Source organism: Pseudomonas sp. B21-023 (assembly GCF_024749165.1).
Taxonomy (GTDB): domain Bacteria; phylum Pseudomonadota; class Gammaproteobacteria; order Pseudomonadales; family Pseudomonadaceae; genus Aquipseudomonas.
Genome location: NZ_CP087190.1, coordinates 3,990,775 through 4,014,491 on the forward strand (window position 1 = coordinate 3,990,775; position 23,717 = coordinate 4,014,491).

Below are 23,717 nucleotides of genomic sequence, written 5' to 3' on the forward strand. Positions count from 1 at the left end.
AGTGTGCAGCGTAGCACCGGCAAGGGTGGGTTTTACAGGGTGGCCCGGCGCCACATCGCCGCGTCAGCGCAGGGTTTGCCTGATCCTGTGGGAGCAGGCAGGCCCCGCGCTGACGGCAATGAGGCTACAACGCCTCCAGCTCCGCCATCAGGTCGCTCAACCGATCGACCTTGGCGTCGTCCAGCGCGCTGTCCTGCAAGCCACGCACATAGTCCGCCAGCTCTTGCACCGTGCTGCACTCGAACATTGCCCGCAACGGCACGTTCAACTGCAGGGCCTTCTGCACCCGCGAGGCGATCTGCGTTGCCAGCAGCGAATGCCCGCCCAGCTCGAAGAAGTTGTCGCGCACGCCCACCCGCTCGGCCTTGAGCACATCGGCCCAGATGCCGGCGAGCGTCTCTTCAAGCTCATTGCGCGGCGCCAGGTAGGCCTGGCTGTGCTGGCCACCGATATCGATGGCAGGCAGCGCCTTGCGGTCGAGCTTGCCGTTGGCGTTGTGCGGCAGGCTGTCGAACCAGCCCCAGTGCAGCGGCACCATGTACTCCGGCAACTCGGCGCGCAGGCGCTGCTTGAGCTGGTCGAGCAGCGCGGCATCGGCACTGACGCCCTGGTGCGCCACCAGGTAGCCGACCAGGTGCTTGCCATTGACGCCCTCCTGCACGCCCACCGCCGCATCGCGCAGCTCCGGCTGTTCGTGCAGGCGCGCCTCGATCTCGCCCAGCTCGATGCGGTAGCCACGGATCTTGACCTGATGGTCGATGCGCCCGACGTATTCCAGCACGCCATCCGGACGGCGCCGCGCCAGGTCGCCGGTGCGGTACAGGCGCTCACCGGGGGCACCGTACGGGTGCGGGATGAACGCCTGGGCCGTGCGCAGCGGGTCGCCGACATAGCCACGGCCCACACCGGTACCAGCGACGCACAGCTCGCCCACCGCGCCCAGCGGCACCAGGGTCTGGTCTTCGCCGAGCAGGTACAGGCGGTTGTTGTCGGTCGGCGTACCGATCGGCAGGTAGCTGCCCTGGGTCGAGGCGGCATCGACGCGGAAGAACGCCACGTCGTCCGAGCACTCCGCCGGGCCGTAGGCGTTGACCAGGCCGATGGCCGGGTAGCGCTGCAGCCACTGGGCGGCCAGCTCGGGCGGCATGGCCTCGCCGGTCGGCAGCATCCAGCGCAGCCCATCGAGGGCCTGGTGATCGTTGGCCAGCATGCCCTGGATCAGCGACGGCACACTCTCCAGCACTGTGATGCCGGTGGCCTGCACATGGCTCAGCAAGCCTTGCGGATCATGGGCGATGGCGTTCGGCACGATCTCCACACGGGCACCGAACAACGGCGCGGCGAGGAACTGCCACACCGAGATGTCGAAGCTCTGCGAGGCGGTCTGGGCGATCACGTCCTGCTCGTCCAGGGCCAGGTACGGCACCTTGCTCAGCTGGTTGTTGAGCATGCCGCGCTGCTCGACCATCACGCCCTTGGGCAGGCCGGTGGAACCGGAGGTGTAGATCACGTAGGCAAGGTTGTCCGGCGCGCTGTGGATGCCAAGGTTATGGCTGGCCACGTTGCCTGCCTGCACGTCTTCCCAGACCAGCAGCTTCGGCCGCGCCGTGCCCGCTACCTCATCGAGCAGCTGGCGCGCCTGCTCGGCGCAGGCCGCGCTGCACACCAGCACTGGCGTGCGGCTGAGCTCGACGATACGTTGCAGGCGCGCGGCAGGCAGGCCCGGATCCAGCGGCAGGTAGCCAGCGCCGGCCTTGAAGCTGCCGACGATCATGCCCAGCAGCGCCAGGCCGCGCTCGGCCAGCAACGCCACCGGTTGGTCGATGGCCACGCCAGCCGCAACCAAAGCATGACCAAGCCGGTTGGCCGCCACGTTCAGGCCCGCATAGTCGTATGCGGCCGCCTCGCAACGGGCGACGGTGCGCTGCGGATGCGCGGCCACCCGTGCCTCGAACAGCTCGATGTAGCTCTGCTCCAGCGCATAGGCATGTTCGGTGCGGTTGCAGTCCTCGAGCAGGAAGCGTTGTTCGTCGGCCCCCAGCAGCGGCAGCTCGCCGACCTCGCCGTCGAAGCCCTCGACCAGCGCCAGCAGCAGGCGCTTGAATTCGGCGAGCAAGCGCTCGACGGTCGGGTGGTCGAAGTAGCGCTGGTCGAACGACAGGTGCAGGCCCAGGTCATCGCCCGGGTAGCACACCGCGGTCAGCGGGAAGTTGGTGTGGGTCCGGCCCGAATCGGAGCTGGCGTCCAGGTGCTGGGCGTGGTCGAGCACCGCAGTTTCCACCGGGGCGTTCTCGAACACGAACAGGCTGTCGAACAACGGCTGGCCCTTGGGCAGTTCGCTGCATTCCTGGATCGCCACCAGCGGCAGGTACTCGTACTCACGCAACTGCATGTTGCGATCGAGCAAGCCTTGCAGCCACTGGCGCACGCTGCTGCGCTCGCCCGGCTGCGGCAACTGCACGCGCAGGGCGATGCTGTTGATGAACAGGCCGACCGTGCGCTGCATCTGCGGCAGGCTCACCGGACGCCCGGCCACGGTGACGCCGAACACCACGTCGCGCTCGCCGCTGTAACGGGCCAGGGTCAGCGCCCAGGCCGCCTGGGCGAAGGTGTTGACCGTCAGTTGGTGGGCCTGGGCCAGATCACGCAGGCGGGCGCCCTCGCTCACTTGCAGGCGGGTGTAGCAGTCACCCACGACCATGCCGTCTCCGGCGTGGTCATGGCGCAGCGGACGGTCGCTGGGGATCGCCGTGGCGCGCTCGAAGCCGGCCAGGTTGGCCTGCCACCACTGGCGCGCCTCGTCGAGGTCCTGGCGCTGCAGCCAGCCGATGTAGTCGCGGTAGCGCGGCGGCACCGGCAACTGGGCCTGGCGCCCTTCGCCCAGGGCCTGGTAGATCTCGAAGAAGTCGTTCATCAGCAGCGAGCGGCACCAGGCATCGATGAGGATGTGGTGGTTGCTCATCATGAACCAGTAACGCGCATCGTCCACACGTACCAGGCGCAGGTGGAACGGTGCTTCGCGCAGCAGCTCGAAGCCGGCCTCGCGCTCCTCCTTGTGCAACGCTTGCAGGCGCGCTTCCTGGGTGTGCTCGTCGAGGCCGCGCCAGTCCTGATAGTCCACCGCGGTCTTGCCGGGTTTGTGGATGATCTGCAGCATCGCTTCGCCGGCGTTCCAGCTGAACGAGGCGCGCAACGCCTCATGGCGCGCCACCACCGCCTGCCAGGCCTGGGCGAAGCGCTTGGGGTCGAGGGCGCTGTTGATGCGGTAGCGGTCCTGCATGTAGTAGATGCCGGTGCCCGGCTCGAGCAGGGTGTGCAGCAGCAGGCCTTCCTGCATCGGCGTCAGCGGGTAGACGTCCTCGATCTCGGCGGCCGGGATCGGCAGCGCGTCGATCTGCTCCTGAGTCAGTTGCGCCAGCGGGAAGTCCGAGGGGGTGAAGCTGCCGTTGCCGTCCGCCAGGCAGTGGGCGACCAAGGCCAGCAGCTCCTGGCGATAGGCCTCGGCCAGACGGGCGATGGTCGCCTCGTCATAGCGCTCGGCACTGAAGCTCCAGCGCAGTTGCAGCGCGCCGCCGTAGACCTGGCCATCGACGCTCAGCCAGTTCGGCAGCGGCGCATCCAGGTCATGGGCCAGGCCCGCCGGGGCATCCAGCGGCTGGAACAGTGCCGCCTGGTCGAACTGCTGGTCGAACTGGCCGAGGTAGTTGAAGGTGATCCGGGCCTGGGGCAAGGCGGCCATGCGCTCACGCCCGGCCTCGTCGGCCAGGTAGCGCAGCACACCGTAGCCCTGGCCTTTGTGCGGTACCTGGCGCAGTTGTTCCTTGATGCGCTTGATCGACGCGGCGCGGCCAACTTCGCCCTCAGCCATTACGGGGCTCAGGCTCAGTGGGTAGGCGTTGGTGAACCAGCCGACGCTGCGGGTCAGGTCCATGTCCTCGAACAGACCATCGCGGCCATGGCCTTCCAGCTGCACCAGCACCTGCTCGTCGCCGCTCCAGTGGCACAGCGTGCGCGCCAGGGCGGTCAGCAGCAGGTCGTTGACCTGGGTGTGATAGGCCGCCGGCGCCTGTTGCAACAGTTGCCGGGTCTGTTCCACGTTCAGGTCGATGGCAAGGCTGCGGGCATGGCGGTGCAGGTTGCCGCCTTGGGGATGATCGCAGGGCAGTTCGCGACGGGCGCTGCCCAGTTGCGCTTCCCACCAGCCCAGCTCGTCGCGCAGCGAGTCGCTGCCGGCATAGCTGGCCAGGCGCGCCGCCCAGTCACCCATGGCATGGGTCTTGGCGGCCAGGGTTTCACCGCGGTACAGCGCCTGCAGGTCTTCCAGCAGGACGCGCCAGGACACGCCATCGACCACCAGGTGGTGGATCGCCAACAGCAGGCGCTGGGCGCCCTGGTCATCGCTGACCAGCAAGGCGCGCAGCAGCGGCCCCTCGGCAAGGTCGAGGCTGCGCTGCACATCGGTATAGAACGCCTGGCAGTCCTCGAAATCGCTCACCGTCGCGGTCCATAGCAACGGCTGGGTGCTCGGCTGGGCGTACTCGGCCTGCCAGCGGCCGTTGGCCTGGCCAAAGCGCAGGCGCAGGCTGTCGTGGTGTTGCACCAGCGCGGCCAAAGCCCGCTCCAGCGCCTCGGCCTGCAATGGCTGGCGCACGCCGAGCAGCACCGCCTGGTTCCAGTGCTGCGGTTGCGGCACTTCGCTGTCGAAGAACCAGTGCTGGATCGGCGTCAGGCCGGTGCGTCCCTGACGTGCGCCCTGCTCGATCGCGCTCGGCGCCTCGCTGCGGGTCACCACGGCCGCCAGGGTCTGGATGGTCTGGTGCTGGAACAGGTCACGCGGGGTGAACTGCAGCCCCAGCTGGCGGGCACGGCTGACCACCTGAATCGACAGGATCGAGTCGCCGCCCAGTTCGAAGAAGTTGTCCTGCACGCCGATGCGGGGCAGGTTGAGCACCTCGCGCCAGATCTGCGCAAGTTGGCCTTCCAGCTCATTGGCCGGCGCCTGGTAATGCTGGCGCGCCTGCTCCAGATCCGGGGCCGGCAACGCGCGGCGGTCGAGCTTGCCGTTGCCCATCAGCGGCAGGCTGTCGAGCAGCACCAGGTGCGCCGGCACCATGTAGTCGGGCAGGTGCTGGCGGGCATCGGCCTTGACCGCCTCGCGCAGCAGGGCCTGGGCCTCGCCGTCGGCGCTGGCCTGCGGGCACACCAGGTAACCCACCAGCTGCTTGCCGCCCGGCAGGTCGAGGGCCAGGACTACCGCTTCCTCGACGTCGGCGTGCTCCTGCAGGCGGCTCTCGATCTCACCCAGTTCGATACGGAAGCCACGGATCTTCACCTGCTGGTCAGCACGCCCGACGTATTCCACCTGGCCATCGGCGCGCAGGCGCACCAGGTCGCCGGTACGGTACAGGCGACCACCGGCATGGCTGAACGGGTCGGCGACAAAACGCTCGGCGCTCAGGCCCGGACGGTCGTGGTAACCCTGGGCCAGGCCCGCGCCCCCCACGTACAGCTCACCGATACCGCCCTGTGGCAAAAGGGCCAGATCGTCGTCGAGGATGTAGGCGGTGCGGGCACCGATGACCCGGCCGATCGGCACGCTGCCGGCGTCGACGGGTATCTGCTCCGGCGCCAGACAGGCCAGTGGCATCACCACGGTTTCGGTCGGACCGTAGGCATTGAAGAACTGCCGCGGCGCAAAGGCCTGTCGGATGCGTTGCAGGTGCTCGCCGGTCAAGGCCTCGCCACCAGTGATCACCAGGCGCACCGGCAATTGCTCGCCCTGCCCGGCCAGGTACTGGGCCAACTGGCTGCCGTAGCTCGGGGTGAAACCGAGCACGCTGACCTGCTGTTCACGCACCAGCTGGCAGATCTCCTCGGCGCCCCACTGGCCCTGGGCGCGCAGCACAACGCGGGCGCCACACAGCAGTGGTACCAGCAGGCGCTCGCTGGCGGCATCGAAATTGATCGAATAGAAGTGCAGCTCGCAGTCGTCGCTGCGCATGCCGAACTCGGCGATCACCGCCTTGCAGTGCATGGCGATCTCGCCATGGCTGACCACCACGCCCTTGGGCTTGCCGGTGGAGCCGGAGGTATAGATCAGGTACGCCTGGTGCTGCGGCAGGTTGAGGTTGTCCAGGGCCGCGTCGCTGTAGGCGGACAGGCTCGCGGCATCGTCCTCCAGGCTCCAGCGGGCGACGCCTGGCGGCAGTTCGCCCAAGGTCTCGAGCAACGCCCGTTGGCCGATCAGCAAGCCGAGGTGGCTGTCCTCGATCATGTAGCGCAGGCGGTCGAGCGGGTATTCCGGGTCCAGCGGCACGTAGGCGCCACCGGCCTTGAGAATGGCCAGCAGGCCCACCACCATCTCCAGCGATCGCTCCAGCGCCAGGCCTACTCGTACCTGCGGGCCGACGCCGCGCTCGCGCAGGGCCCGGGCGAGGCGATTGGCCTGCTGGTCGAGCTCTGCGTAGCTCAGGTGCTGGCCGGCAAAAGTCAGGGCCAGGGCCTGCGGGGTACGCTCAGCCTGGGCGGCGAACAGGCCGTGCAGCGTCTGGTCCAGCGCGAAGTCCTGCTCGCCCTGCAACTGGCCGATCAGCACCTGCTGCTCGGCATCAGCCAGCATCGGCAGTTCGCACAGGCGCTGCTGCGGATCGTCGATCAGCGCTACCAGCAACTGCTGCCAGTGCTCGGCCATGCGCGCGATGCGCGGCTCATCGAACAAGTCGCGGCTGTAGGTGAAGCAGCAGCCCAGGCGGCCGTCGAGGTCGGTGACCTCCAGGTACAGGTCGAACTTGGTGGCGCTGGCGTCGTTGACCAGATAGTCCACCTGCATGCCCACCAGCTCACGGCTCTGCTGGAAGGCCCAGCGCTGCACGTTGCACATCACCTGGAACAGCGGGTTGTAGGCGCTCGAACGCGGCGGCTGCAAGGCCTCGACCAGTTGCTCGAACGGCAGGTCCTGGTGCGACTGGCCATCGATGATGGTCTGGCGCACCTGGTCGAGCAGCGCGCCGGCGCTCATCTGGCCGTCCAGTTCGCAGCGCAGCACCTGGGTGTTGAGGAAGGCGCCGATCAACCCCTCGCTTTCCGGGCGGATGCGGTTGGCCACCGGCGCACCGATGCGCAGGTCGCGCTGGCCGCTGTAGCGGTGCAGCAACGCGGCCAGGGTGGCGGTCATGGTCATGAACAGGGTCAGGCCGCGCTGGCTGTTGAAGGCATGCACGCGCTTGACCAGCGCTGGGTCCAGGTCGAAGCGGTACAGCTCGCCGCAGTGGCTCTGCACCGCCGGGCGTGGGCGGTCGGCGGGCAATGCCAGCACCGGGTGCTCGTCGCCCAGGCGGTTCTTCCAGTAAGCCAGCTGGCGATCGCCCTCGCCGCTTTCCAGCCATTGGCGCTGCCACACGCTGTAGTCGAGGTATTGCACAGGCAGCGGCGCCAGCGGCGACTCGCGCTCGTCGACGAAGGCCTCGTACAGCTCGCCCAGTTCGCGGGCGAAGATGTCCATGGCCCAGCCTTCGGTGACGATATGGTGCAGGGTCAGGACGAAGTAGTGCTCACGCTCGCCGGCCTTGACCAGGCAGGCGCGCAGCAGCGGACCGCGCTCCAGGTCGAACGGCTGGTGCGCCTGGTCATCGGCCAGTTGTTGCAGGCGTTGCTGCCGGGCCTCGCCGGCCAGGGGGCTGAAGTCGTGCCAGTGCAAGTGCACGTGGCTGTCGTCGGCCACGCACTGGTACGGCTTGCCGTCGATGCTGGGGAAAGTGGTGCGCAGGGTTTCATGACGCATGATCAACGCCTGCAGGGCGCGCTCGAAGGCGTCCACATGCAGCGCGCCCTGGAAGCGGGCCATGCCGCCGACGTTGTAGGCGGGGCTGTGCGGATCCATCTGCCAGAGGAACCACATGCGCTGCTGCGAGTACGACAGCGGCACCGCCTGGCGGCGGTCGACACGGGCGATGGCGCCTTGCAGGTTGCGTGCGCCGCTGCCCTGCAGACGGGCAATCTCGGCGCAGAACGCGCCCAGCTCGCTGGCCTCGAACAAGGCCTTGAGCGGCAACTCGACATCCAGCGCCTGGCGGGTGCGCGAGACGATCTGGGTGGCCAGCAGCGAGTGGCCGCCGAGGGCGAAGAAGTCATCCTGCAAGCCGACCTGCGGCCGGCCCAGCACCTCGCGCCAGATCGCCGCGACCTGTTGTTGCAACGCGCTTTGCGGCTCGACATGTTCACGTTGCTGCCAGACCGGGGCCGGCAGCGCCTTGCGATCGACCTTGCCGCTCGGCCCCAGGGGCATCTGCGCAAGATGGATGAGTTGTGCCGGCACCATGTAGGCCGGCAGGCGCTCGGCCAATGCGGCCAGCAGCGCCTCGGTCTGCTCGACACCACTGTAGTAGCCCACCAGCTGGGCACCGACGGCATCCTTGTGGATCAGCACCAGTGCCTGGGCGACACCCGGCTCGGCCAGCAGCACCGCCTGCACCTCCTCCGGCTCGACGCGGAAGCCGCGCACCTTGACCTGCTGGTCGAGGCGCCCCAGGTACTCCAGGGCTTGGCTCGGCACATGCCAGCGGGCGCGGTCGCCGCTGCGGTACAACCGTGTACCGTCGCCATCGGGCTGCGGTACGAAGCGCTCGGCGGTCAGCCCCGGGCGGGCGAGATAGCCGCGGGCCAGGCCCGCGCCCCCCAGGCACAGCTCGCCGGGCACGCCCGGCGCGGTCAACTCGAACTCATCGTCCAGCACCCGGCACAGCACGTTGCCCAGCGGGCGACCAATGGGCGAGCGCTCGCCGTCATTCGCCTGGCAGTGCCAGTGGGTGACGTTGATCGCGGTTTCGGTCGGGCCGTAGCGGTTGTGCAGTTGCGCCTGTGGCAGCAGTTGCAGCACGCGGTCACGCAAGGCCGCGGACAGCGCCTCGCCGCCGGAGAACAACCGGCGCAGACTGGTGCAGCCGGCGGCCAACGGCTCCTGGACGAACACCTGCAGCAACGGCGGCACGAAGTGCAGCGTGGTCACCGCGTGTTGCTGGATCAGCTGGGCGATGCGCTGCGGATCGCGATGTTCGCCGGGGCCGGCCAGGACCAGCTTGCAACCGGTGAGCAGCGGCCAGAAGCACTCCCACACCGACACGTCGAAGCTGATCGGCGCCTTCTGCATCAGCACGTCGCTGTCATCCAGCGCATAGCTGGACTGCATCCACTGCAGGCGCTCGGCCAGCGCGGCATGGGTATTGCCTACGCCCTTGGGCTGGCCGGTGGAACCGGAGGTGTAGATCACATAGGCCAAGTTGTCGCCGTGCAGGTGCAGGCCGGGGGCCTGGCTTGGCCAGCTGTCCAGGTGCAGCTGGTCGAGGGCGATGGCGCTCACGCCTTCGACCTGCGGCAGTTTGTCGAGCAGGCTGCTGTGGCTGAGCAGCAGGCCGGCCTGGCAATCACCGAGCATGTAGGCCAGGCGCTCGGCCGGGTAGTCGGTATCCAGCGGCACGTAGGCGCCTCCGGCCTTGAGAATGGCCAGCAGGCCGACCAGCAGCTGCGGCGAACGCTCCAGGGCAATCGCCACGCAAGTGTCCGGACCGACGCCCTTGTCGCGCAGGTAGTGCGCCAGGCGGTTGGCCTGCTGGTGCAGTTCGGCATAGCTCAGCTGACCGCCCTCCCACACCAGCGCGGTGCGCTCGGGGCTCAGGCGCGCCTGTTCGTTGAGTTGCTCGACCAGCAGGCGCGGCGCGCTCGCCATGGGCGCCTGGCCCCACTCGAGCAGTTGCGTCTGGCTGTGCTCGTCGAGCAGGCGCACCTCGCCGAGGGGCAACTGCGGCTCGGCGCAGACCTGCTCGAGCAAGGCCAGCAGATGGCTGGCCAGGCGTTTGACGGTGGCCGCCTCGAACAATCCGGCGGCGTAGTCGAAGGCCAGCGTCAGGCGGCCCTGGTGGTCTTCCTCGCTGTGCAACTGCAGGTCGAACTTGGCTTCGCGGCTGTGCCAGGGCAGCTCTTCGGCCAGCACGCCGGGCAGGCGGCGCAACGCCGACAGGTCGCGTTGCTGGTGATTGAACATGACCTGGAACAGACCCTGTTCACGGGCCTGCGGCAGCGCCTCGAGCAGTTGCTCGAAGGGCAGGTCCTGATGGGCCTGGGCCTCGAGTGTGACCTGGCGTGCCTGGGCCAGCAGCCCGGCGAACGGCAGACGGCCGTCGAGCTCGGCGCGCAGCACCTGGGTGTTGATGAAGAAACCGACCATGCCCTGGGTTTCCAGGCGCGGACGGTTGGCATTGGGCACGCCGATACGGATATCGCCTTGGCCGCTGTAGCGGTGCAGCAGGGCCTGCCAGCCGGCTAGCAGGACCATGAACAGGCTGGCCTGCTGGTCGCGGGCCAGATCCTTGAGGGCGCTGGTCAGCGCCGCAGGCACCTTGAGCGTGTGGCGCGCGGCAAGGCTGTGCTGCCGGCTGGCGCGGGGCTGGTCGGTACACAGGTCGAGCACCGGCAGTTCATCACCCAGCTTGTTCTTCCAGTAGTCGAGCTGGCGGGCGCTTTCGCCATCGGCCAGCCACTGGCGCTGCCACTGACCGTAGTCGGCGTAGCCCAGCGTCAGTTCGGGCAGTTGCACAGCCTGGCCCTGGGCCGCGTACAGACGGGCGAACTCATCCAGCAGGATGTTCAGCGACCAGCCGTCGGCGACGATGTGGTGCAGGGTCACCCACAGCTGGTGCTCTTCGTCGTCCAGGCGGGCCAGGGTCACCCGCAGGAGCGGACCCTGGCGCAGATCGAACGGCTGCTGCGCCTCATCCTCGCGGCGCGCGGCCACCTCGGCGGGAGACTGCCCTTCGAGCTCCAGATGACGCAGGGTGAACGCCTGGCTCGGCAGGATGCGTTGCACGGCCTGGCCGTCGACTTCGTCGAACAGCGTGCGCAAGGATTCATGGCGTGCCACCAGAGCCTGGAAGCTGGCCTGCAGCGCCGCGACATCCAGCTCGCCGCGCAGGTGCAGGCCAGCGGGGATGTTGTAGGCGGCGGACTGCGGCTCCAGTTGCCACAACAGCCACAGGCGGTTCTGTGCCAGCGACTGCGGCAGGGCCTGGTCGCGAGCCTGGGTTTCGATGGTGCCGGCGGCGCTGCCACCTTCGGCGAGCACGGCCGCCACGGCGGCGCTGTACTCGGCCAGGGTCGGTGCCTCGAACAGGGTACGCAGGCTGAGCTGGATGCCCAGTTCGTCACCCAGGCGCGCGGTTACCTGGGTGGCCGCGATGGAGTTGCCACCCAGCAGCAGGAAGTGGTCGTCCGCCGCCACCGCCTCGACCTTGAGCAGTTCACGCCAGATACCCGAGATCCGTGCCTGCAGGTCGTCACCGGCCACGCCATTGCCCTGCTCCGTTTGCGCCGTCGGGAACCGCGCATAGATATCCAGGCTGCCGTCGTTCATGCGCAGGCGGCAGGCCGAGCGCTGCAGCTTGCCGCTGGAGGTCTTGGGCAAGGCGCCCGGGTTGAGCAGCAACACCACGGCCGGCGCCTGGCGACAGGCATCGGCAATGACCCGGCGCAGGGTATTGATCAGCGCCTCGGGTGTGTGCGCCTTCTGCACATTGCGGCTGATCTCCACCGCCACGCCGATGCCCTCCTCGCCCTGGTCGTCGACGGCGAACACCGCTACCCGGCCCTTGCGCAGCACATCGACTTCACGCTCGAGGGTCTTTTCCAGGTCTTGCGGATAGATATTCTGGCCACGGACGATAAGCATGTCCTTCAGCCGCCCGGTGACGAACACTTCGCCATCGCGCATGAAGCCGAGATCGCCGGTGCGCAGCCAAGTCTGGCCGTCACGCTCGACAAAGGTCCGGGCGCTGGCCTCGGGGTTGCGCCAGTAGCCCAGGGCGATACTCGGGCCGCCGGCCCAGATCTCGCCGACCCGGTTGTCCTCCAGCACCTCCAGGCGCTGCGGGTCGACAATGCACACCGCGTGGCCCGGCTGCGGGTAGCCGCAGCTCATCAGCACGCTGTCCTGGCCGGGCTCGGCGCGGTTGGCGGCGAAGGCCCCGGCATCCAGTTCCAGGGCGCCGATGCCCTGGCCACGGCGACTGCCGCTGACGAACAGGGTGGCCTCGGCCAGGCCGTAGCTGGCGAAGAAGCTGCTGGCGTCGAAGCCACAGGCGGCAAATTTTTCGGCGAAGGTGTCGAGGCTGTCCTGGCGGATCGGCTCGGAACCGGAATAGGCCACGCGCCAGCGGCTCAGGTCCAGTCCGGCGAGTGCCGCCTCGCTGACGCGCTCGCTGCACAGTCGGTAGGCGAAGTCCGGGCCACCGCTGATGGTGCCGCCGTAGTCGCTGATCGCCTGCAGCCAGCGCAGCGGTCGGGCGAGGAAGTAACCCGGCGACATCAACACGCAAGGCACGCCGCTGAAGATCGGCTGCAGCAGGCCACCGATCAGGCCCATGTCGTGGTACAGCGGCAGCCAGCTGACGATCACGTCGTCCGGGTTCAGGTCGATGCCGAATCCCTGGCGGATCAGCTGTTCGTTGGCCACCAGGTTGCCGTGGCTGACCTGCACACCCTTGGGCAACGCGGTGGAGCCGGAGGTGTATTGCAGGAAGGCGATGTCTCTGCCTTCCAGCCTCGGTTCGCGCCACTGCGCGGCCAGCTGCGAATCCAGGCGGTCCACGGCCAGCAGGCTCGGAGCATTGGCCCCGGCCAGGGCCTCGAGGCCCTGCAAACTGTCACACAGCGCCTCTACCGTCAGCAGCAGGCGCGGCTCGGCGTCGTCGATGATCGACAGCAAGCGTTCCTGATGGTGCTGGCGCGAAGACTCCGGCGGATAGGCCGGCACGGCGATCACCCCGGCGTACAGGCAGCCGAAGAACGCCGCGACATAGTCCGGCCCACTAGGGAACAGCAGTACCGCACGCTCGCCGAACCCGGCTCGCGCCTGCAACGCCGCGGCGATGGTCCGCGCACGCTGGTCGAGGTCCCGATAACTGAGCACCGCCTGCTCGCCGGGCGCGTCAGCGAGGAAGCGCAAGGCGATGCGCTCCGGGGTCTGGGCGGCGCGTTGCGCCAGGGCCTGGACCAGCGAGTGCGGGAGTTCGAAGGCGTCCGTCATGGAATGTTCCTGCCAGTGTCTGGGTGAGTCGCGCCTGACTGGCCCGCGCACGACAGGCGGGCAGTGTTCGGCAGCCGAGATGTACACAGGGGAACGGATGGGCGGGGGAAGAAATTAGGACCGTCGGGAAGGCTGGAAAGGCCGGACGCAGAGGCAAATGTTGAAGCGTTTCACAGGTTGAAGCTTAGAACCAAAATGGATAGAAACTCATTAACTTTCGTATTTGACAATCATTATCATTACGAATAGTTTGTCGCACGTCGTAGGAAGCCTCCTCCAGAGGTGCGCTCCCTCTCCTCTCTGAGACAAGGTGATTTCCATGGCGGAACAACTATCCACAAGTAAGTGCGATTCACCATTACTCCAGGCATTCGTCGACAACCGCAGCATCCTGGTCAAGATCGCAGCCCGCATCACCGGCTGCCGCTCCCGCGCCGAGGATGTGGTGCAGGATGCCTTCTTCAGGCTCAGCGCCGCCCCGCAGATCACCTCATCGTTCAAGGCCCAGCTCAGCTACCTGTTCCAGATCGTGCGCAACCTGGCCATCGATCACTACCGCAAGCAGGCCATGGAACTCAGGTACTCCGGCAGCGAGGAGGAAGGGATGAACGTGGTCATCCAGAACGCCTCGCCCGAGGCCACCCATATCAACCTCGCGACCTTGGAACACATCGCCGACGCCCTCGACGAACTGCCCAAACGCACCCGCTACGCCTTCGAGATGTACCGCCTGCATGGCGTACCGCAGAAGGATATCGCCAAGGAGCTGGGGGTCTCGCCGACGCTGGTCAACTTCATGATCCGCGATGCGCTGATCCATTGCCGCAAGAGCAGCCGCCTGGGCTGAGGCCGTCATCGCGGGGCAAGCCCGCTCCAACAGGGGCGTGTTTGCCTTGGGCACTGCAACAGCCTGCCCACTCCATACTGAATACGCGACGGCCTTGCCGAAATTTAGGCTCCTAGTCGTGCGGCGCTTCGACGGTGATCTGGTAAGGCTGGAAGATCCGCAGCAGCTCGCCGTTTTCCCGCAGCTGGCGCAACAGACTGGCGAACGCCTCGGGGCTGATGGACGCCCCTGGGCGCAGCAGCGCGTAGTGATGGTAGACCTGGTCGACCCGTTGCGAGGCCAGCAACTGGCCGGCACTGTCCGGGTTGCGCCTGAGAAAATCGCTGAGGTACGAACGGGTGACCAGGGCGATGTCCGCACGCCCACGCTCGACCATGTTCAGGTTGCTGTCGTGGGAATAGGTCAGGGTCGCCCTGTAGCGTTTCTTCAACCAGGCCGGGTCCGGGTTGAAATCGGCGAAAGCGTAGTGGTAGCCATTGAACAGCGCCAGGCGCTTGCCTTCGAGATCGTCGAAGTAGTGCTGGTCACGCCCGGCCTGCTGACGGCTGACGAACACCTCGGCATCTTCCAGCCCCATGTCCACGGTCTTGTGGGCAATCTCCTGCCAGCCCCACTGCGGGTTCTCGAAGATCGCCATGTCGGTGCGGCCTTGCTGGAAGTCGCCAAAGCGCCGGGGAATCGAGGTGGGCACCAGGACGAAACGGTGCCGGGACTGCAAACGGTTCAACGCCTCGACCAATTGCGGCAGCAAACCGGTATCGGCACCCTGTTCGGGGCGCACGGTATACGGGGGAAAGTGCGCCGCCCCGATCTTCACTTCCAGCACCTCGTCTGCCCGCGCCGCACCACCCAGCGCTACCGCAACGAACAACAGCAGGGAAGAGGAAATCTTGACGCTGGGCAGTGGGATCAAGTCGAGACACTCATCACGGGTAGGGGCCTGAATGCGCCTAAACTAGGCGTTTTCCCACATGGGCACAACCGCCGAATATGCCAAAGTGCCAGGGGATGCCGTGGCTCTCGACTTTGGCTACGCTCTACCGGCCGGCCCGCTCAGATCAGCGCGCCGGCCTTTGTGCATTGAAGGGGAGCCTGGCATGGGCCACTGGTTGGTGATCGACCTGGAAGCCACCACCGACGACGGCGGCTGGCCGGTCACGGAGATGGAAATCATTGAAATCGGCGCAAGTTTGGTAACCCGCGAAGGGCGCGAGGTCGATCACTTCCAGCGTTTCGTGCGCCCCAGGCGGCGGCCGCAATTGACGCCATTCTGCTGCGAACTGACCCACATCACCCAGGCCGACGTCGATGGCGCGGAGAAATTCGACCGGGTCTGGCGCCAGTTCGAACAATGGCTGCAGCCGCACCAGGCGCAGTTGCAGGCGTGGGTCAGCTGGGGCGACTACGACCGCAAGCAACTGCTGCAGGAATGGCAACTGCACCATGTGCGCAGCCTGCTGGAACAACTGCCGCACATCAACCTCAAGCAACGCTTCGCCAAGGCCCGCCACCTGCAGCGCCCGGCGGGCCTGAACAGCGCCTTGCAACTGGCCGGCCTGCAGTTTTCCGGGCAGCAGCACCGAGCTCTGGAAGACGCCCGCAACACCGCCCGCCTGCTACCCTTGAGCCTGCCGCCGGGCGCGGCCTGAAACAGATGACGCTGGGGCGGGCCTTGGGCATACTGGCCAGCCTTTTTTCATTGCTTTTTCAGGAGTCGCCCGATGTTCAAGGTCAATGAGTACTTCGATGGCACCGTCAAGTCGATCGCCTTCGAAGGCAAGGAAGGTCCAGCCACCGTGGGCGTGATGGCCCCGGGCGAGTACGAGTTCGGCACCGCCAAGCGCGAAATCATGCATGTGGTCTCCGGCGCCCTGAGCGTGAAGCTGCCAGGCAGCGACAACTGGGAAACCTTCAACGCTGGCGACAAGTTCAACGTGGCCGCCGACAGCAAGTTTCAACTGAAGGTGGCCGTGGACACTGCCTACCTGTGCGAGTACCGCGACTAAGCACCAACCTGTAACGGCCTCATCGCCGGCAAGCCGGCTCCCACAGGGACGGCGCTTGGCTTGAGGGCAGCGTGGTCGGAGTGGGAGCCGGCTTGTCGTGGCGACGAACCGCGGCGATGGGCTGCAAAGCAGCCCCAAGCGGCCTAGACCTTGAGAAACGCCGCCACCCGCTCCGCCGCCGCCTGCATATGCTGCTCATGGCTGAACCCCGACGCCTTCAGCGGCTTCAGATCATGGTCCGCCGCCGCCAGCCAGTTCACCTCGATCGCCGGCGATAGCGCATACCCCTCGACCGCCTCGCGATTGCCCAGGGCATCCCGCTCGCCCTGCACGATCAGCGTGCGTGTGCGCAGGCCTGCAAGATGCTCCACGCGAGGTTTCTCCGGCTTGCCAACGGCATAGAACGGATACCCCAGGCACACCAGCGCATCGGCGCCCAGTTCATCAGCCAACAGGCTGGCCATGCGCCCTCCCATGGACTTGCCACCTATGGCCAACGGGCCTGCGGCTAAACGCCGCACCTGTTCGTATACAGTCCGCCAGGACTCCAGCAACACCTTCTGCGGATTGGGCGGCCGCTTGCCGCCGTTCAACCGTCGTTCGGCCATGTAGGGAAACTCGAAGCGCACCACCCCTACCCCTTGCCCCGCCAGCCTTTGCGCCATGTCCTCCATGAACCCGCTGTCCATCGGCGCACCCGCGCCGTGGGCCAGGATCAGGCAGCCGCAAACGCCGCGATCCGCCGGAATTTGCGGAGGATCGCAGCGCAAGCCTGGGACATTTCCGATCTTCGCCCATTGATCCCCGTCAATACCGGCACTTTGCCCATTAATCATGCTTGCCTCGCTGTCTAGCCTGCCTATAACCGTGGATGGGAACCCATACATGAACACAACCAGCAGTACCGCCTACAACTATCAGGTGGTCCGCCAATTCGCCATCATGACGGTGGTGTGGGGCATCGTCGGGATGGGGCTCGGCGTCTTCATTGCCGCCCAGCTCGCCTGGCCCGCCTTCAACCTTGACCTGCCGTGGACCAGCTTCGGCCGCCTGCGACCCTTGCATACCAACGCGGTGATCTTCGCCTTCGGTGGCTGTGCCCTGTTCGCCACCTCGTATTATTCGGTGCAACGCACCTGCCAGACCACCCTGTTCGCACCGCGCTTGGCCGCGTTCACCTTCTGGGGCTGGCAACTGGTGATCCTGCTGGCGGCCATCAGCCTGCCGCTGGGCTACACCAGCACCAAGGAGTACGCCGAACTGGAGTGGCCGATCGACATCCTGATCACCATCGTCTGGGTCGCCTATGCCGTGGTGTTCTTCGGTACGCTGATGAAGCGCAACACCAAACATATCTATGTCGGCAACTGGTTCTTCGGCGCCTTCATCCTGACCGTGGCGATCCTGCATATCGTCAACAACCTGGAAGTACCGGTCAGCCTGACCAAGTCCTACTCGCTGTACGCCGGCGCCACCGATGCCATGGTGCAGTGGTGGTACGGCCATAACGCCGTGGGCTTCTTCCTCACCGCCGGCTTCCTGGGGATGATGTACTACTACGTGCCCAAGCAGGCCGAACGTCCGGTGTATTCGTATCGCCTGTCGATCGTGCACTTCTGGGCGCTGATCACCCTGTACATCTGGGCAGGCCCGCACCACCTGCACTACACCGCGCTGCCGGACTGGGCGCAGTCGCTGGGCATGATCATGTCGCTGATCCTCCTGGCACCGAGCTGGGGCGGCATGATCAACGGCATGATGACCCTCTCGGGCGCCTGGCATAAGCTGCGCAGCGACCCGATCCTGCGCTTCCTGGTCGTCTCGCTGGCGTTCTACGGCATGTCCACATTCGAAGGCCCGATGATGGCCATCAAGACGGTCAACGCCCTGTCCCACTACACCGACTGGACCATCGGCCACGTCCACGCCGGCGCGCTCGGCTGGGTGGCGATGATCTCCATCGGCGCGCTGTACCACACCATCCCGAAAGTGTTCGGCAAGGAGCGCATGTACAGCCTCGGGCTGATCAACGCGCACTTCTGGCTGGCCACTATTGGCACCGTGCTCTACATCGCCTCGATGTGGGTCAACGGCATCGCCCAGGGCCTGATGTGGCGCGCGGTCAACAGCGACGGCACGCTGACCTACTCGTTCGTCGAAACCCTGGTGGCCAGCCACCCAGGCTTCGTCGTGCGCTTCGTCGGCGGCGTGATCTTCCTCAGCGGCATGTTCCTGATGGCCTGGAACACCTGGCGCACCGTGCGTGCCCCGGCTGCCGAGCAAGCCACCGCCAACGCCCAGCTGGCTTGAGGAGTAGAGCCTGATGAAACACGAAGTCGTTGAGAAAAACATAGGCCTGATGGCCCTGCTGATGGTGTTCGCCGTCAGCATCGGCGGCCTGACCCAGATCGTCCCGCTGTTCTTTCAGGACGTGACCAACAAGCCGGTCGAAGGCATGAAGCCCTACACCGCCCTGCAGCTCGAAGGCCGCGACATCTACATCCGCGAAGGCTGCGTCGGCTGCCACTCGCAGATGGTCCGGCCGTTCCGCGCCGAAACCGAGCGCTACGGCCACTACTCGGTGGCCGGCGAAAGCGTCTGGGACCACCCGTTCCTGTGGGGCTCCAAGCGCACCGGCCCGGACCTGGCCCGGGTCGGCGGGCGCTACTCGGACGACTGGCACCGTGCGCACCTGTACAACCCACGCAACGTGGTGCCTGAGTCGAAGATGCCGTCCTACCCGTGGCTGGTGTCCTCGCAAGTCGACAACAGCCACACCGACGTCAAGATGCGCGTCCTGCGCAACCTGGGCGTGCCTTACACCGACGACGACATCACCGGTGCCAAGGACGCGGTCAAGGGCAAGACCGAGATGGACGCGCTGGTCGCCTACCTGCAGGTGCTCGGCACCGCGATCAAGAACAAGAGGTGAGCGCGATGGAAATGGACATCGGCATGATCCGCGGCCTGGGCACTTTGGTGGTGATGATCGCCTTCATCGGCTTGTCGCTCTGGGTGTTCAACCGCCGCCGCGACCGTGATTTCGCCGAAGCGCGCCTGCTGCCCTTCGTCGACGACCGCCTGCCCCCCGCCGGGCAGGAACCTGCTGCAATGAGGAGTACCCGGCAATGACCACCTTCTGGAGTACGTACATCAGCGTACTGACCATCGGCAGCCTGATCGGCCTGACCTGGCTGCTGCTCGGCACCCGCAAGGGCCAGAGCAGCGACACCACCGACCAGACCATGGGCCACAGCTTCGATGGCATCGAGGAGTACGACAACCCGCTGCCGAAATGGTGGTTCTGGCTGTTCGTCGGCACCCTGGTATTCTCGGTCGGTTACCTGATCCTCTACCCGGGCCTGGGCAACTGGAAAGGCATCCTGCCCGGCTACGAGAACGGCTGGACCCAGGTGGACGAGTGGCAGAAAGAGATGGACAAGGCTGACGCCAAGTTCGGCCCGATCTTCGCCAAGTATGCCGCCATGCCGGTGGAGGAAGTGGCCAAGGACCCGCAGGCGCTGAAGATGGGCAGCCGGCTGTTCGCCTCCAACTGCTCGGTGTGCCACGGCTCCGACGCCAAGGGCTCGTACGGTTTCCCCAACCTGACCGACAAGGACTGGCGCTGGGGCGGCGAGCCGGAGACCATCAAGGCCTCGATCATGAACGGCCGCCACGGCGTGATGCCGGGCTGGGCCACGGTGATCGGCGAGCAGGGCGTGGCAGATGTCGCCGCGTTCGTGCTGACCAACCTCGATGGCCGCAGCCTGCCGGAAGGCGTCAAGGCCGACCCGGCCAAGGGCCAGGAGATCTTCGCCAGCAATTGCGTGGCCTGCCACGGCCCCGCAGGCAAGGGCACCCCAGCCATGGGCGCACCCGACCTGACCCACCCGCAGGCGTTCATCTACGGCTCGAGCTTCGCCCAGCTGCAGCAGACCATCCGCTACGGCCGCCAGGGCCAGATGCCCGCGCAGCAGGATATCCAGGGCAATGACAAGGTTCACCTGCTGGCGGCCTATGTCTACAGCCTGTCGCAGGATGAAGTGCCGGAAACCGTAACCGCCAAGTAAGCAAGCGCAACACCCCTGTGGGAGCAAGACCGCTCCCACAGGCCCGCTCTACCCTCCCCGCCTTGCACCCCCTCCGAACACAACTAAGCTTGTTGCCACAGTGGCTCCGCTCGCAGCGACCGGAACAGACGTGGTGCACAGCCTGACATCACGCATCCAACCTGGACGCTCGAGCCTGCGGCTTTGGGATGCGCCTTGCGTGCCCGTCCCAAGAACAAAAGCTTGACCGAACGATCAGAAAAACATGGAAAACGGTACACATTACAAATATTTATTTGTGTACAATCGTTCAGCCCCCAACGCCACGGGACGGTGGCGAAAAGGGCCTGGACACGGGTCGGCGTACACAACTTGCGTTGCCATAACCCTGGTGGTTATCAATACTGGCGCCGATTTACCAACCAACAAGAACACCCAAACCGTGGAACCTTAGAATGAGCACTGCAATCAGTCCGACTGCTTATAACTATAAGGTCGTCCGCCAGTTCGCCATCATGACGGTGGTCTGGGGGATCCTTGGCATGGGGCTCGGCGTCTTCATCGCCTCGCAACTGGTATGGCCCCAGCTCAACCTGGACCTGCCATGGACGAGCTTCGGCCGCCTGCGCCCGCTGCACACCAACCTGGTGATCTTCGCCTTCGGTGGCTGTGCCCTGTTCGGCACCAGCTACTACGTGGTGCAGCGCACCTGCCAGACCCGCCTGATCTCCGACAGCATGGCCGCCTTCACCTTCTGGGGTTGGCAGGCGGTGATCGTCGGCGCGCTGATCACCCTGCCGATGGGCTTCACCACCACCAAGGAATACGCCGAGCTCGAGTGGCCGCTGGCGATCCTGCTGGCCATCGTCTGGGTCACCTACGCCCTGGTGTTCTTCGGCACCATCGTCAAGCGCAAGACCAAGCACATCTATGTCGGCAACTGGTTCTACGGCGCCTTCATCGTGGTCACCGCGATGCTGCACATCGTCAACCACATCTCGCTGCCGGTGAGCCTGTTCAAGTCCTACTCGGCCTACGCCGGGGCCACCGACGCGATGATCCAGTGGTGGTACGGCCACAACGCCGTGGGCTTCTTCCTCACCACCGGTTTCCTGGGGATGATGTACTACTTCGTGCCCAAGCAGGCCGAACGGCCGATCTACTCCTATCGCCTGTCGATCGTGCACTTCTGGGCGCTGATCACCCTGTACATCTGGGCCGGCCCCCACCACCTGCACTACACCGCGCTGCCGGACTGGGCGCAGTCGCTGGGCATGGTGATGTCGATCATCCTCCTGGCGCCGAGCTGGGGCGGCATGATCAACGGCATGATGACCCTCTCGGGCGCCTGGCATAAGCTGCGCACCGACCCGATCCTGCGCTTCCTCGTGGTGTCGCTGGCGTTCTACGGCATGTCCACCTTCGAAGGCCCGATGATGGCCATCAAGACGGTCAACTCGCTGTCGCACTACACCGACTGGACCATCGGCCACGTCCACGCCGGCGCCCTCGGCTGGGTGGCGATGATCTCGATCGGCGCGGTCTACCACATGATCCCGAAACTCTACGGCCGCCAGCAGATGCACAGTGTCGGGCTGATCAACGCGCACTTCTGGCTGGCGACCATCGGCACCGTGCTGTACATCGCCTCGATGTGGGTCAACGGCATCACCCAGGGCCTGATGTGGCGCGCCATCAACGACGACGGCACCCTCACCTACTCCTTCGTCGAAGCCCTGCAGGCCAGCCACCCGGGCTTCATCGTTCGCGCCCTGGGCGGGGCGTTCTTCGCCTCCGGCATGCTGCTGATGGCCTACAACGTGTACCGCACCGTGCGCGCCGCCAACCCGGTGGAGGCTGAGGAAGCCACCAAGATCGTCGTCGTGGGAGCCCACTGATGAAGCATGAAGCAGTCGAGAAGAACATTGGCCTGATGGCCTTCTTCATGGTCATCGCCGTCAGCGTCGGCGGCCTGACCCAGATCGTCCCGCTGTTCTTCCAGGACGTCACCAACAAGCCGGTCGAGGGCATGAAGCCACGCACCGCGCTGGAGCTCGAAGGCCGCGACATCTACATCCGCGAAGGCTGCGTCGGTTGCCACTCGCAGATGATCCGCCCGTTCCGCGCCGAAACCGAGCGCTACGGCCACTACTCGGTAGCCGGCGAAAGCGTCTGGGACCACCCGTTCCTGTGGGGCTCCAAGCGCACCGGCCCGGACCTGGCCCGGGTCGGCGGGCGCTACTCGGACGACTGGCACCGTGCGCACCTGTACAACCCGCGCAACGTGGTGCCGGAGTCGAAGATGCCGTCGTACCCGTGGCTGGTCGAGCACAAGCTCGACGGCAAGGACACCGCCAAGAAGATGGAAGTGCTGCGCACCCTGGGCACCCCCTACACCGATGAAGACATCGCCGGCGCCGCCGACGCGGTCAAGGGCAAGACCGAGATGGACGCCCTGGTCGCGTACCTGCAAGGCCTTGGCACCCTCATCAAGAGCAAACGGTGACCGTGATGGATATCGGGATGATTCGCGGCCTGGGCACCGTCGTGGTGCTGGTGGCCTTCGTGGGCCTGGCGCTGTGGGTGTTCAGCCCGCGGCGCAAGAAGGAGTTCGACGAGGCAACGCAATTGCCGTTCGCGGACGATCCCGAAGCCACCCGTCACGTCGAGCAAGCACAAGCTTCTAGGAGCAAACAACAATGACAACCTTCTGGAGTCTGTACGTCACCGTCCTGACCCTGGGCACCATCTTCGCCTTGACCTGGCTGCTGCTGTCGACCCGCCGGGGCCAGCGCGAGGAAATCACCGACGAAGTCGTCGGGCACGCCTTCGACGGCATCGAGGAGTACGACAACCCCCTGCCGAAATGGTGGTTCTGGCTGTTCGTCGGCACCGTCGTCTTCGCCCTCGGCTACCTGGTGCTCTACCCAGGCCTGGGCAACTGGAAAGGCATCCTGCCGGGCTACGCCTACGTCGACAACGAAAAGAAGACCGAGTTTTCCAACGGCCAGGCCGGCTGGACCGGCGTGCACGAGTGGGAAAAGGAAATGGCCAAGGCCGACGCCCGCTTCGGGCCGATCTTCGCCAGGTTCGCCGCCATGCCGGTGGAGGAAGTGGCCAAGGATCCGCAGGCACTGAAGATGGGCGCGCGCCTGTTCGCCTCCAACTGCTCGGTATGCCACGGTTCCGATGCCCGCGGCGCCTACGGCTTCCCCAACCTGACCGACAACGACTGGCGCTGGGGGGGTGAGCCGGAGACCATCAAGACCACCATCATGAACGGTCGTCATGGCGTGATGCCGGGCTGGGCCACGGTCATCGGCGAACAGGGCGTGGCGGATGTGGCGGCCTTCGTGCTGACCAACCTCGACGGTCGCAAGCTGCCCGAGGATGCCAAGGCCGACCCGGCCAAGGGCAAGGAAATCTTCGCCACCAACTGCGTGGCCTGCCACGGCCCCGAAGGCAAGGGCACCCCGGCGATGGGCGCGCCCAACCTGACCCACCCGCAAGCGTTCATCTACGGTTCGAGCTTCGCCCAGTTGCAACAGACCATCCGCTATGGTCGCCAGGGCCAGATGCCGGCCCAGGCGCAGATGCAGGGCAACGACAAGGTGCATCTGCTGGCGGCGTACGTGTATAGCCTGTCGCACCAGGAACAGCAGCAGGCCCCACAAGCCGAGTGATGTCGAACCATGGGAGCGGCGGCACGCCGCTCCCATGGCTGTTTCAGCACATGCAAAAAC

General features: G+C 66.1%; 14 protein-coding genes. 11 read left to right on the forward strand and 3 right to left on the reverse strand.

The genetic code is table 11. From position 1 onward, the window contains the following. Positions 1-124 precede the first annotated feature (124 nt). Positions 125-13,072: a non-ribosomal peptide synthetase gene (locus tag LOY42_RS17885; protein ID WP_258598649.1), complete on the reverse strand. Its 12,948-nt coding sequence runs from the start codon at positions 13,070-13,072 to the stop codon at positions 125-127. Between the two features lie 319 nt (positions 13,073-13,391). Here LOY42_RS17885 and LOY42_RS17890 point away from each other — a divergent pair, with 319 nt between their 5' ends. Further along, positions 13,392-13,919 (forward strand): RNA polymerase factor sigma-70, encoded by a 528-nt coding sequence (locus LOY42_RS17890; protein ID WP_046856458.1) that lies wholly within the window; start codon positions 13,392-13,394, stop codon positions 13,917-13,919. Positions 13,920-14,031: 112 nt separating this feature from the next. On the opposite strand, the gene LOY42_RS17895 is transcribed toward LOY42_RS17890, so the two are convergent. Next, positions 14,032-14,832, reverse strand: coding sequence for an ABC transporter substrate-binding protein (locus LOY42_RS17895; RefSeq protein WP_102684965.1), 801 nt, complete (start codon positions 14,830-14,832; stop codon positions 14,032-14,034). Positions 14,833-15,016: 184 nt separating this feature from the next. On the opposite strand from LOY42_RS17895, the gene LOY42_RS17900 reads away from it, so the two are divergent. Both LOY42_RS17900 and LOY42_RS17905 read left to right on the forward strand, forming a co-directional pair. After that, complete coding sequence (locus LOY42_RS17900; protein WP_102684964.1) at positions 15,017-15,568, forward strand: exonuclease domain-containing protein; 552 nt, start codon at positions 15,017-15,019, stop codon at positions 15,566-15,568. A 72-nt stretch (positions 15,569-15,640) separates the two neighbouring features. Then, positions 15,641-15,925 carry a pyrimidine/purine nucleoside phosphorylase gene (locus LOY42_RS17905; RefSeq protein ID WP_038705716.1) on the forward strand — a complete coding sequence of 95 codons (285 nt, stop codon included), beginning with the start codon at positions 15,641-15,643 and terminating at the stop codon, positions 15,923-15,925. A gap of 143 nt (positions 15,926-16,068) precedes the next feature. Here LOY42_RS17905 and LOY42_RS17910 read toward each other — a convergent pair whose 3' ends face one another. After that, positions 16,069-16,761 (reverse strand): alpha/beta family hydrolase, encoded by a 693-nt coding sequence (locus LOY42_RS17910; RefSeq protein ID WP_139672492.1) that lies wholly within the window; start codon positions 16,759-16,761, stop codon positions 16,069-16,071. A 49-nt stretch (positions 16,762-16,810) separates the two neighbouring features. Between LOY42_RS17910 and ccoN (LOY42_RS17915) the strand changes: the two genes are divergently transcribed. From ccoN (LOY42_RS17915) to ccoP (LOY42_RS17950), 8 genes are all read left to right on the forward strand, one after another. Further along, positions 16,811-18,235: a cytochrome-c oxidase, cbb3-type subunit I gene (gene ccoN / locus LOY42_RS17915; RefSeq protein ID WP_050706570.1), complete on the forward strand. Its 1,425-nt coding sequence runs from the start codon at positions 16,811-16,813 to the stop codon at positions 18,233-18,235. Between the two features lie 13 nt (positions 18,236-18,248). Then, positions 18,249-18,857, forward strand: coding sequence for a cytochrome-c oxidase, cbb3-type subunit II (ccoO, locus tag LOY42_RS17920; protein WP_139672495.1), 609 nt, complete (start codon positions 18,249-18,251; stop codon positions 18,855-18,857). Between the two features lie 5 nt (positions 18,858-18,862). Then, entirely contained in the window at positions 18,863-19,057 is a 195-nt protein-coding gene (locus LOY42_RS17925) for a cbb3-type cytochrome c oxidase subunit 3 (protein WP_023632287.1), read from the forward strand. Continuing rightward, complete coding sequence (ccoP, locus tag LOY42_RS17930; RefSeq protein WP_102684963.1) at positions 19,054-19,995, forward strand: cytochrome-c oxidase, cbb3-type subunit III; 942 nt, start codon at positions 19,054-19,056, stop codon at positions 19,993-19,995. The genes LOY42_RS17925 and ccoP (LOY42_RS17930) overlap by 4 nt, the downstream gene beginning before the upstream one ends. A gap of 434 nt (positions 19,996-20,429) precedes the next feature. After that, positions 20,430-21,872, forward strand: a complete 1,443-nt coding sequence (ccoN, locus tag LOY42_RS17935) for a cytochrome-c oxidase, cbb3-type subunit I (RefSeq protein WP_046856465.1) — start codon at positions 20,430-20,432, stop codon at positions 21,870-21,872. Next, the gene (gene ccoO, locus LOY42_RS17940) at positions 21,872-22,480 is read left to right on the forward strand and encodes a cytochrome-c oxidase, cbb3-type subunit II (RefSeq protein ID WP_023631369.1); all 609 of its coding nucleotides are present in this window, start codon (positions 21,872-21,874) and stop codon (positions 22,478-22,480) included. The genes ccoN (LOY42_RS17935) and ccoO (LOY42_RS17940) overlap by 1 nt, the downstream gene beginning before the upstream one ends. Positions 22,481-22,485: 5 nt before the next feature. Continuing rightward, positions 22,486-22,677 (forward strand): cbb3-type cytochrome c oxidase subunit 3, encoded by a 192-nt coding sequence (locus LOY42_RS17945; RefSeq protein WP_102684962.1) that lies wholly within the window; start codon positions 22,486-22,488, stop codon positions 22,675-22,677. Continuing rightward, positions 22,674-23,657, forward strand: a complete 984-nt coding sequence (gene ccoP, locus LOY42_RS17950) for a cytochrome-c oxidase, cbb3-type subunit III (protein WP_110699087.1) — start codon at positions 22,674-22,676, stop codon at positions 23,655-23,657. Before LOY42_RS17945 ends, ccoP (LOY42_RS17950) begins: the two co-directional genes overlap by 4 nt. Positions 23,658-23,717 lie beyond the last annotated feature (60 nt).

Coding starts and splice junctions, on each gene's coding strand:
- LOY42_RS17885 (WP_258598649.1), bottom strand. CDS start 13,072: ATGACGGACGCCTTCGAACTCCCGCACTCGCTGGTCCAGGCCCTGGCG.
- LOY42_RS17890 (WP_046856458.1), top strand. CDS start 13,392: ATGGCGGAACAACTATCCACAAGTAAGTGCGATTCACCATTACTCCAG.
- LOY42_RS17900 (WP_102684964.1), top strand. CDS start 15,017: ATGGGCCACTGGTTGGTGATCGACCTGGAAGCCACCACCGACGACGGC.
- LOY42_RS17905 (WP_038705716.1), top strand. CDS start 15,641: ATGTTCAAGGTCAATGAGTACTTCGATGGCACCGTCAAGTCGATCGCC.
- LOY42_RS17910 (WP_139672492.1), bottom strand. CDS start 16,761: ATGATTAATGGGCAAAGTGCCGGTATTGACGGGGATCAATGGGCGAAG.
- ccoN (WP_050706570.1), top strand. CDS start 16,811: ATGAACACAACCAGCAGTACCGCCTACAACTATCAGGTGGTCCGCCAA.
- ccoO (WP_139672495.1), top strand. CDS start 18,249: ATGAAACACGAAGTCGTTGAGAAAAACATAGGCCTGATGGCCCTGCTG.
- LOY42_RS17925 (WP_023632287.1), top strand. CDS start 18,863: ATGGAAATGGACATCGGCATGATCCGCGGCCTGGGCACTTTGGTGGTG.
- ccoP (WP_102684963.1), top strand. CDS start 19,054: ATGACCACCTTCTGGAGTACGTACATCAGCGTACTGACCATCGGCAGC.
- ccoN (WP_046856465.1), top strand. CDS start 20,430: ATGAGCACTGCAATCAGTCCGACTGCTTATAACTATAAGGTCGTCCGC.
- ccoO (WP_023631369.1), top strand. CDS start 21,872: ATGAAGCATGAAGCAGTCGAGAAGAACATTGGCCTGATGGCCTTCTTC.
- LOY42_RS17945 (WP_102684962.1), top strand. CDS start 22,486: ATGGATATCGGGATGATTCGCGGCCTGGGCACCGTCGTGGTGCTGGTG.
- ccoP (WP_110699087.1), top strand. CDS start 22,674: ATGACAACCTTCTGGAGTCTGTACGTCACCGTCCTGACCCTGGGCACC.